The sequence below is a fragment of the Lactiplantibacillus sp. YT640 genome (genome assembly GCF_049745435.1).
GTDB lineage: Bacteria > Bacillota > Bacilli > Lactobacillales > Lactobacillaceae > Lactiplantibacillus > Lactiplantibacillus plantarum.
The window spans coordinates 59,847-68,741 of record NZ_JBMNVY010000013.1 but is presented as its reverse complement, the minus strand read 5'-3'; the positions used below and the strand labels follow the sequence as shown (position 1 = coordinate 68,741).

General features: G+C 45.5%; 7 protein-coding genes. 1 reads left to right on the top strand and 6 read right to left on the bottom strand.

Features of this window, described 5'->3' with window-relative positions; translation table 11 throughout:
• Positions 1 to 143 precede the first annotated feature (143 nt).
• The 5 genes from prfB to ACOV1R_RS09700 all read right to left on the bottom strand — a co-directional run bounded on the left by prfB (position 144) and on the right by ACOV1R_RS09700 (position 6,802).
• Positions 144 to 1,260, bottom strand: a protein-coding gene (gene prfB, locus ACOV1R_RS09720; RefSeq protein ID WP_097558200.1) for a peptide chain release factor 2 whose coding sequence is annotated in 2 segments (ribosomal slippage) — positions 144 to 1,187 and positions 1,189 to 1,260 — 1,116 coding nt in all. Because the reading frame shifts where the segments join, the coding sequence is not laid out codon by codon here.
• Positions 1,261 to 1,365: 105 nt separating this feature from the next.
• Positions 1,366 to 3,729 carry a preprotein translocase subunit SecA gene (gene secA, locus ACOV1R_RS09715; protein WP_003646073.1) on the bottom strand — a complete coding sequence of 788 codons (2,364 nt, stop codon included), beginning with the start codon at positions 3,727 to 3,729 and terminating at the stop codon, positions 1,366 to 1,368.
• 386 nt (positions 3,730 to 4,115) lie between these two features.
• Complete coding sequence (gene hpf / locus ACOV1R_RS09710; RefSeq protein WP_003637821.1) at positions 4,116 to 4,682, bottom strand: ribosome hibernation-promoting factor, HPF/YfiA family; 567 nt, start codon at positions 4,680 to 4,682, stop codon at positions 4,116 to 4,118.
• Between the two features lie 133 nt (positions 4,683 to 4,815).
• Positions 4,816 to 5,490, bottom strand: a complete 675-nt coding sequence (locus ACOV1R_RS09705; protein ID WP_003643951.1) for a ComF family protein — start codon at positions 5,488 to 5,490, stop codon at positions 4,816 to 4,818.
• Positions 5,450 to 6,802: a DEAD/DEAH box helicase gene (locus ACOV1R_RS09700; RefSeq protein ID WP_016526950.1), complete on the bottom strand. Its 1,353-nt coding sequence runs from the start codon at positions 6,800 to 6,802 to the stop codon at positions 5,450 to 5,452. Before ACOV1R_RS09700 ends, ACOV1R_RS09705 begins: the two co-directional genes overlap by 41 nt.
• Before the next feature lie 66 nt (positions 6,803 to 6,868).
• On the opposite strand from ACOV1R_RS09700, the gene ACOV1R_RS09695 reads away from it, so the two are divergent.
• Positions 6,869 to 7,516 (top strand): YigZ family protein, encoded by a 648-nt coding sequence (locus tag ACOV1R_RS09695; RefSeq protein ID WP_217203350.1) that lies wholly within the window; start codon positions 6,869 to 6,871, stop codon positions 7,514 to 7,516.
• 190 nt (positions 7,517 to 7,706) lie between these two features.
• Here the strand turns inward: ACOV1R_RS09695 and ACOV1R_RS09690 are convergent, their stop codons facing one another.
• A complete protein-coding gene (locus tag ACOV1R_RS09690) occupies positions 7,707 to 8,609 on the bottom strand; it encodes a phosphate ABC transporter substrate-binding protein (protein ID WP_054519020.1) in 903 nt (300 codons plus the stop codon).
• Between the last annotated feature and the right edge of the window lie 286 nt (positions 8,610 to 8,895).

Here is an 8,895-nt window from a genome sequence, read left to right as displayed (position 1 = left end):
ATAAGCTCGCTCATGTTTATCTGGCTACGGTCTACATTGCCTCAATTTGCATCTTACTTAAGTAGTTTTAAGACGGACCCTAGTAGCCAAAAAAATACTAAGACGACCTGCGCAATGATAGGTCACCTTAGTATTTGTGCAATCTATTGCGGATTACGTTGGGCTAATTTCCATTGTAAGTAAGCATCCATAAACGGATCAAGATCACCATCCATGACAGCCTGACCATCATGTGATTCATAATTAGTCCGGTGATCCTTGATCATCGTATACGGATGAAAAACGTAGGAGCGAATTTGTGAGCCCCACCCAATGTCCATTTGCTCACCTTGGATGGCCGCCCGTTCCTTAGCCTTCTTCTCTTCTTCACGTTCGTACAACTTCGCTCGCAACATGTTCAATGCTGTTTGTCGGTTCTGTAATTGTGAACGTTGTGCTTGACTGGCAACGACGATTCCCGTTGGCACGTGGGTAATCCGAACCGCTGAAGAAGTCTTGTTGACATGTTGTCCACCGGCCCCACTGGCTCGATAAACGTCAATCTTCAAATCTTCAGGTCGAATATCAACATCCACGGTATCATCTAACTCAGGCATCACATCAACACTCGCAAAAGATGTGTGGCGCCGACCAGCCGCATCGAACGGCGAAATCCGAACAAGACGATGAACCCCTTTTTCTGACCGCAAATAACCATAAGCATTGTGCCCGCTAATTAATAAAGTCACACTCTTAATGCCTGCCTCATCACCAGCTTGGTAGTCAACAGTCTCGACTTTGAAATTGTGACTCGCAGCCCAGCGCGTGTACATTCTTAGTAGCATCGCACCCCAATCTTGGGATTCGGTCCCACCAGCTCCGGGATGGATTTCTAAAATAGCATTATTGCGGTCGTACGGACCGTCCAAAAGTAAGTTGAGCCGGTACTGTTGTAAATCATGTTCAGCGTGCTGAAAGTCCGTTTCAAACTCAGCCTGCATCTCAGCATCGGGTTCCTCACTCAGTAACTCATAAGCGACTGCCAAGTCACCGACTTCATCAGCTAATTGCTTAAACGTATCATACTTTCCTTTCAACACGTTATTCTCATCGATGACTTTCTGGGCGGCAGCCTGGTCGTCCCAAAAACCGGGTTCGGCCATTCGAGCTTCATTTTCTTGAATGCTTTCGTTCAAAGCATCTAAGTCAAAGCGACCCCCTAAAGTCGTCGACAGCACTTTGCATTTCTTCAATCAGGTGTTTATATTCACTTAATTCCACAAAGGACCCTTCTTTCAACTTATTTATTAATTATTTAATATCTGGTTTAACTGTAAAACGAGCCTAAGACCTTAGTCTTAGACTCGCTAGCACTAACGTTAAATTTTAACGCTGAATATTTTGGCGAATTTCAGACTTCATGAAGAGTCGCGTCGTATCATAATCAATATCCGCAACCATTTCTTCAAACATCTGGTAACCGTCTCGTTGATATTCAACTAACGGATTCAATTGACCATAGCCCCGTAAACCGATCGATTGCCGTAATTGATCCATCGCATCAATGTGATCCGTCCAATGAGAATCGACCACTCGCAGAATAACGACTTTTTCAAATTCTAGCATCTGACCCGCATCGTAAAGCTGTTTAGCCTTGTCCGCATAAATCTTATCGACCCGGTCCATCAAGTAAGCTTCAACCTCTGCTGGCGACTTACCTTTCAAGTCAGCCACACTAATTGAATCTTCCTTCACCATAGCAGCTTGGGCAAAGTCAACAACTGCATCTAAATCCCAGTCCTTGGCATCGCCTTGCATGTGTAACTGAACGGTCCGTTCAACGGTCCGCTTGATCATTGGCATGATAACGGGCTTTAAAGATTTTTCTTCCATAATGACTTGTTGCCGCTCGCCGTAAATCACTTCACGTTGAGCCCGCATAACATCATCATATTGTAGAACGTTCTTCCGGGAGTCATAGTTGTTCCCTTCAACCCGTTTTTGAGCGGACTCAACCTGTCGAGTAATCATCCGTGATTGAATAACCGCATCATCATCTTCAACATTCATCCGTTGCAGGAAGTTCTTGATTCGTTCTGAACCGAACCGTAGCATCAAATCGTCTTCAAGTGAGAGGTAGAATTGTGACATACCAGGATCACCTTGACGACCAGCACGGCCCCGCAATTGGTTATCGATCCGGCGGGACTCATGACGTTCAGTCCCAATAACGGCGAGCCCCCCGACTTCTTTGACACCAGGTCCCAACTTGATATCGGTCCCCCGACCAGCCATGTTGGTGGCAATGGTAACCGCACCACGTTGACCGGCGTTTGCAACAATGTCAGCTTCCTTCGCATGGTTCTTGGCGTTCAAGACCACGTGTGGAATGTTTTCCTCATCCAAACGATGCGATAAGTATTCTGACGTTTCCACGGCAACGGTCCCAATTAACATTGGTTGGCCCTTTTCATGGAGCTGTTTGATTTCTTTAACGACCGCGTTGAATTTGCTTTGTAACGTTGGGTAAAGCAAATCTGAACGGTCATCACGAATCATCGGGCGGTTTGTTGGAATCGTAATAACTTCCATGTTATAGATTTCGCGGAATTCTTCTTGTTCCGTCTTGGCCGTCCCAGTCATCCCAGATAACTTTTTGTACATCCGGAATAAGTTTTGGTACGTGATATTTGCCATCGTCTTGGTTTCTTCTTGAATCTCAACGTGTTCCTTAGCTTCAATTGCTTGGTGTAACCCGTCTGAGAACCGCCGACCATCCATGATCCGCCCCGTAAAGGAATCAACGATCAACGCCTGACCGTCTGAAATCACGTAGTCTTTATCTTTCAACATGATGTAGTTCGCACGCAAAGCTTCATCCAAGTAATGGTTCAACGCCGTATTATCAGTATCGTAAAGGTTTTCCAAGCCAAAGTATTTTTCAGCCTTCCGAATCCCTTCGTCTAATAATGCGACCGTCTTAGATTCCAAGTCAACCTTGTAATCTTCATCCTTCTTCAACGTCTTAGCAAAACGGTCAGCCCGCTTATACATTCCCGTTGTACCTTCTGATTGACCAGAAATAATCAATGGTGTCCGGGCTTCATCAATTAGGATTGAGTCAACTTCATCAATGATGGCAAAATTAAGTGGTCGTTGCACCATGTCTTCACGGTAGACCACCATGTTATCACGTAAGTAATCGAACCCAATTTCACCGTTCGTCGAATAAGTAATATCGGCGTTATAAGCGGCACGCTTTTCTTCAGGCGACTTTTCAGCCCCGTTGATTCCGACGCTCATCCCTAACCAGTTATACAGTTCACCCATTTCAGTCGCATCACGCGCTGATAAGTATTCATTAACTGTCACAACGTGAACACCCTTACCAGAGATGGCATTCAAATAAACTGGCATAGTGGCCGTTAAGGTCTTCCCTTCACCAGTCTTCATTTCAGCAATGTCACCTTGATGCAAAACGATTCCACCGAGGATTTGAACGTGGAATGGGTATAAACCAAGTACCCGCTTCGCACCTTCACGCGCCGTTGCAAATGCTTCGGGCAGCAAATCGTCGAGCGATTCGCCCTCCTTGTACCGTTCACGAAATTCTGGGGTCTTCGCTTGCAAGTCAGCATCACTTAACTTGCCGTATTCGTCGGCATAAGCTTCAACTTTATTAGCAATCTTATCCAGACGCCGAATAGTCCGCTTGTCGCTTTCAACCCAGCGTTTTAAAATGTTGGCCATTTACGTATCCTCTCCAAATAATTAATCTTAATTTTAATTTCAATTGTCCATTTCAAAATAAAATACCATCTGTCATTTTACCATTATTTACTAGCAATGAAAACCACAGGCCCCTATGTAACCGATACCGTCGACCGTTTTATTTACATCCTTAACTAAATATTAGTCTTTAACCACAGCCCAACAATCACTGACCCGTGTTCTTTAATTCTATCAATATTTGCTTAACTGTCTTGAGTCGCTGGCAAAAACGTGCCGTGAGTCGAACTTCAGCTTACTAACGCGGGCTAAGTCACTCTCATGATCACAATATGTTATACGGGCGTTCCGGGATAAAAATAAAGAACTGGTCAACTGACCAGTCCTTATAAGTTGCGCTTTTAAAATTAGTGATTGTCGTCGGTTTCAATCAAACCGTAACGACCATCGTTACGCCGATAGACGATGTTAATTGCGTCCGTTTCCGCGTCTTCGTAGATAAAGAAGTCATGGCCGAGCATATCCATTTGCAGAATCGCTTCTTCATTATCCATTGGCTTTAAAGCCACTCGCTTCGTACGTACAACGTCTAACTTATCGTCCTGATCATTGTCGGCAGCGGCAACTGTTTCATCAGTCGCTGCAAAATCAATCGCTTTATAACCCTTTTCACGGGATTTGCGGTTAACTTTAGTTTTATACTTGCGGATTTGGCGTTCCAACTTGTCAGTAACCAAATCAACACTAGCATACATATCAGGAGAAGTTTCTTCTGCCCGGAGAACTAAATAGGGAAGTGGAATGGTGACTTCGACTTTAGCCGTCTTGTCTGGGTGAACTTTTAAGTTGACATGGGCAATTGAGTCAACATTATTGTCAAAGTACTTCTGTAACTTACCCACCCGTTTTTGAACGTAGTCCCGAATTGCTTGGGTCACTTCGATATTTTCACCGCGAATATTAAAATTTAGCATAGATCTTCTCTCCCTTCACACACATTGCTGTGTACCCAAAGTAATTAAAGGACCACTCTTTAATTACTTTGCTTAAATTCATTATAATAGAAAGCGCTATAATAAACAATCCAAATACCACTTTCCCTCGAAATTAACGTGCTAGCGTTAGCCCCGTCACGCTCTTGGCACCGTTTTCCAAAAGTAGCGTTGCCGCGTGGCGCATCGTTCGGCCGGTAGTATAGATGTCATCTACTAATAATACCCGCCGGCCGGCCAAAATCGTATTAGGAGCCATCTTGAATGGTTGTGGTGTTCTCAACCGCGCTTGCCGGTCTTTCTTAGATTGTGGCACTGACTTCGCTGTTGCCTGGGTCATTAACCCGGGCGCGAGGGGTGCGGCTAACCAGCCGGCAACTTGATTAAAGCCCCGTGTTTGCAATGTTGTGGGCGTGACAGGTACCACTAAGCATATCTCAGCACACCGTTGTACCACTGCTTGTTGCATGATCTTCGCAAAAACTTGGCGTAATTGATAATCACCCTGAAATTTATAGCGTTGAAAATAATCATGCATCGCATCATTATATTCGAACAACGCCTCGTTATGAAAGGGACCGATTTCAGGCCACCGCTGACAATCTGTACACGGTTGTGGTCGTTTTTGAGCACGTCCACATTTGGAACATGCCGTTGCCCGATCGATGCGTACAAATTGCCGCCAACAAACCGAGCAGACGACCGGCCGCATAACCGGCTGCCAACTAAGAATCCAGGGCAACGTAAACTTAGTCGTGATAATGTTGTGACACAGTAGGCATGCTAGCACGTAATTGTCGCCCCTTTCGATTGATCACCCGAATCTGGCGCTGAGCGCGTTTGATATTGCGGCTATGACTGTGACAAATAAACCAGACGAGGCCAGTCGGACGCTCACTGCTGCGTCCGACCCGTCCTGCAATCTGGACGAGGGCCGCCGTAGAAAACACTTCGTCGTCCGCACCAAGCACAATCACATCGATTCCCGGAAACGTCACCCCTCGTTCCAATATCGTCGTCGTAACTAAGTATTGAAACTGCTGGTTCCGCATTTGTTGAACCTTAGTCAGTCGCTCAGGATCGGCTGAGTACACCGTCTCTCCGGTCATATGGGGAAAATAGTGTTGGAGTACCGCAAACACTGGCGCTAATTGTTGGATGCGCGGGACAAATAGTAAAAAGCGCTGGTGCTGTTGTTGATACTGTTGGAGTTGCCGGATAAGGTCTCGTGGTAATTTTCCTTGTTGCAACAGCCGAGCCCAATTTGGCTGTAGCTTAACCTTAATTGCCGGTAATAAATGTTGGTGAAACCGCAATGGTAAATAACTGATTGCAAGCTCACCACGATGAACTTGGGACAACAAACTTTGGCTGGGCGTCGCGGTCAAATAAAGAATGGCCCCCTCCACCTTAGCTGCCTGATTCACTGCAAACGCCAAACGGGGATTGGCAGCAAACGGAAACGCGTCAACTTCATCAATGATCAATACGTCAAACGCCTGACGAAAACGTAGCAATTGATGCGTCGTACAAATCGTCAGCTGCGTATACTGATAGGGATCGGGATTGCGGCCATGTAGCACAGCAATTTGAACATCAGCAAAGGCCGCCTGGAGCCGGGGTGCTAACTCTAAGCAAACATCGACTCGTGGTGAAGCAATGGCGACCCGCCACTGATGCGCTAACGCCCACGCAATACCTGGAAACAGCATTTCAGTTTTTCCAGCTCCCGTCACCGCCCATAATAATTGCCGTTTATGCGCCATGAAGTTAGCTTTGATTGATTGCGCGCAGTCCGCTTGCTGGGGCGTTAGGGTTCCTTGCCACGTGCAAACCGGGACCGTTGCAAAAGCATTCGGTTCTGGCATATGATAGAGTTTAACTAGTGTACTCACTCGACCTAAATTTAAACATTGATAACAGTAATATTGCTGATTGGGTAATTGGGCTCGCAGTCGGTCCAAGTGACTGCCGCAACGCTGACAGATAATTTGATGTTCATCAACCTGCATGGCTGGCAGTATCTGCGTGCCAGCAGGTACTGCGGCAGCCTCATTTGCAGATAATGCGAGCTGACGACCGTATAAGACTTGTGCTTCCATCGTGCGCACCTCCTTAGTTATCAAGTACGCCATTTAACGATTTATTCACGAAAGGAACCGATTAATTTGACTAAACTCTACTACACCATCACCCAAGACACGGTATTTGAACAAACCATCAAAAAGTCTCGCTTCATCGCTCATCTATACCGCATCAGTGACGAAGTGGATGCTCAAGCTAAGATTGCCGCTGTTCGAGCAGATAATCCTAAGGCCAACCACAACTGTTTCGCCTACATGCTTGGTGATGATGATCATATTCAGCGGATGAGTGATGACGGTGAACCGGTCGGAACTGCGGGCTCACCAATCTTAGAAGTGCTCAAGACCAACGAGCTACACGACGTGCTTGCGGTCGTGACCCGTTATTTTGGTGGTATCAAGCTTGGCGCCGGTGGACTGATCCGAGCTTATAATGGCACCCCCGCGCAAGCAATTGAAGTCAGTGGTAAGGTTCAGCGAATCTTACAAACCCGCATCGCCATCACGCTCGACTATCGTAACGTCGATGCTTTAACCTACTATTTACAACAAAATAAGCTAACGACTCTGAATACCGACTACGGTGTTCAAGTCACACAAATCATCGCAGTCACTCAATCCGAAATTGCAACGATTCAGCAGGACATCACTAACCTCTTGAGCGGTCAAGTTACCTTTTCGGAGCAAGGTGAACAATTTACAGAAATTCCGGTCACTACGCCTGGCAACTAGATTGCTGGTTATATATAATTGGGAGCCTCACAAACTTTGATTGGCAGTCAAAATCGAAACAGCCAACTCGTCTTAACAATAACACCCAGCACTTGAGCCGATGATTTGTTTTTTCATTGTTAAAGTCCGCGTTGCACTAATTGCGGCCCATAAAAAAAGTCGAGCTATCGCTCGACTTTTTGTCTGTTATTTATTTTAAATTAGTGATTGCACCAGATTGGCCACGATCAACCTTCATCGAAGTCAATGGAATATATCCTAATTTCTCAACTAAACTACCTTGAACGGCTTTAGAAGTCATGTAAGTTAAGAAGTTCTTCAACTCCCCAGTTGGTTGCCCCTTAGTATACATGTGTTCATAAGCCCAAATCTTCCACTTGTTCGTCGCTACGTTAGCTTCGGTTGGTTTGACGTTATCAATAGAAAGCGCCTGAACGTCACTCTTAACGTATGAGAATGCTAAGTAACTGATGGCACCAGGCGTGGTGCTAACAATTTTTTGAACGGTCCCATTCGAATCTTGTTCTTGGCTAGTTGCGACCTTCGCGTTGTCTAATCCCCATTTTTCAAACGTCGCCCGGGTCCCACTACCTTGAGCACGGTTAACGACGGTAATCTTTTCGTCCTTACCGCCAACATCTTTCCAGTTAGTGATCTTGCCTTGGAAAATCTTGATAAGTTGTTCTTTTGAAATATTAGTGACACCGGCATCCTTATTAATAACGGGTGCCATCCCCACAACAGCCACTTTATGGTCAACTAACCCTTTGGCGTTTAACCCCTTTTGTTCCTGTGCAAATAAATCAGAGTTCCCAATATTGACTGAACCCTTCGCCACCTGACTTAAGCCTGCTCCTGAACCACCACCCTGAACGTTAATGGTCACGTTAGCATGTTCGTTCTGGTAAGCCTGTCCAGCCTGTTCCACTAATGGTTGTAAAGCGGTTGAACCAGTTGCAACGATCTTAGTAGTCTTGGAACTACCACTACTGCTACTAGTACTCTTCGTACTTGTGGCTGAGCTACTGCCGCAACCAGCTAGTAAAATGGTCATCGTTACTGCCAATGCGCCGAGTGTCAGTGCTTTTTTCATAATTGAAACTCCCCTTCTTCAATTGACTATCAAAATTAAGCAACCAACCCGGCAACCATCATAGCAAAACTGGGTAGGAGTGCTACGACTAGTGATGGAGCAACATCACCATCCGACGGTTACACGTAATTGATTGCTTCGGAACATGCTTAATATTACTAATCGTTTGTAAATTGTGAATGACGATTGTGTAAATTGCTTGTATAGTTTTGGTAAAGTTAAAATTGATGAACCAACTGATGACCAACTAAAAACAGGCATCACCGCTAATCACACGGTAGATGCC

Coding starts and splice junctions, on each gene's coding strand:
- secA (WP_003646073.1), bottom strand. CDS start 3,729: ATGGCCAACATTTTAAAACGCTGGGTTGAAAGCGACAAGCGGACTATT.
- hpf (WP_003637821.1), bottom strand. CDS start 4,682: ATGCTAAATTTTAATATTCGCGGTGAAAATATCGAAGTGACCCAAGCA.
- ACOV1R_RS09700 (WP_016526950.1), bottom strand. CDS start 6,802: ATGGAAGCACAAGTCTTATACGGTCGTCAGCTCGCATTATCTGCAAAT.
- ACOV1R_RS09690 (WP_054519020.1), bottom strand. CDS start 8,609: ATGAAAAAAGCACTGACACTCGGCGCATTGGCAGTAACGATGACCATT.